The organism is Amycolatopsis sp. SID8362 (genome assembly GCF_010550475.1).
Lineage (GTDB): Bacteria > Actinomycetota > Actinomycetes > Mycobacteriales > Pseudonocardiaceae > Amycolatopsis > Amycolatopsis eburnea.
Window position 1 is genome coordinate 1 of the sequence record NZ_JAAGNB010001042.1, and the last position, 661, is coordinate 661.

1 protein-coding gene is annotated in these 661 nt (G+C 75.2%); it reads right to left on the reverse strand.

The features are described from left to right. A partial coding sequence (locus tag G3I65_RS32565) for a S8 family serine peptidase (protein ID WP_160699497.1) occupies positions 1–661 on the reverse strand: 661 nt, incomplete at both ends.

A 661-nucleotide genomic window follows, 5' to 3' on the forward strand; every position in this document is an offset into this window, starting at 1 on the left:
AGGCCAGCAGCGCCAGCACGCCGGTGACGTGCGGCGCCGCCATCGACGTCCCGCACAGCGGCGCGTACCCGCCCGGCACCGTCGACAGGACGCACTCGCCCATCTCGCCGCCCGGCGCGGTGACGTCGATCACGCCCAGCCCGTACGAGCTGTAGCCCGCCTTCACCCGGTCCGAACCCACGGCCGACACCGCGACGACGTCCCGCAGCCCGGCCGGCAGGGCCTCGCAGCCGCTGCCCGCGCCCGGCGAGCCGGACCGCGCCGACGGTGTCAGGTCGACGGCTTCGTTCGTCGCCGCCGCGACGTTCAGCGTGCCCGCCGACGTGCTGTACTCCACCGCGCGCGCCAGTGCTTCGTGGACCACGCCGCGGTCGTTGCCGCGGATGCACGAGAGCGTCCACGGGTTCACGAAGAAGCTGCTGTTCGTCAGCCGCATGTGCCGTGACGCGGCCCACATCAGCCCGCACACGGCGGCTTCGGGGTCGGCGTAGCCGCGGTCGTCGATCACCTTCACCGACGCCACTCGCACCCCGGGCGCCACACCGGTCACGCCGCGCCCGTCGTCGGCCGCGGCGATGATGCCCGCCACGTGCGTCCCGTGCACCGACGTCGTCGGCGCCCAAGCCGCCGGTGCGCGGTCGGGCGCGCCGGTCAGGCAGCC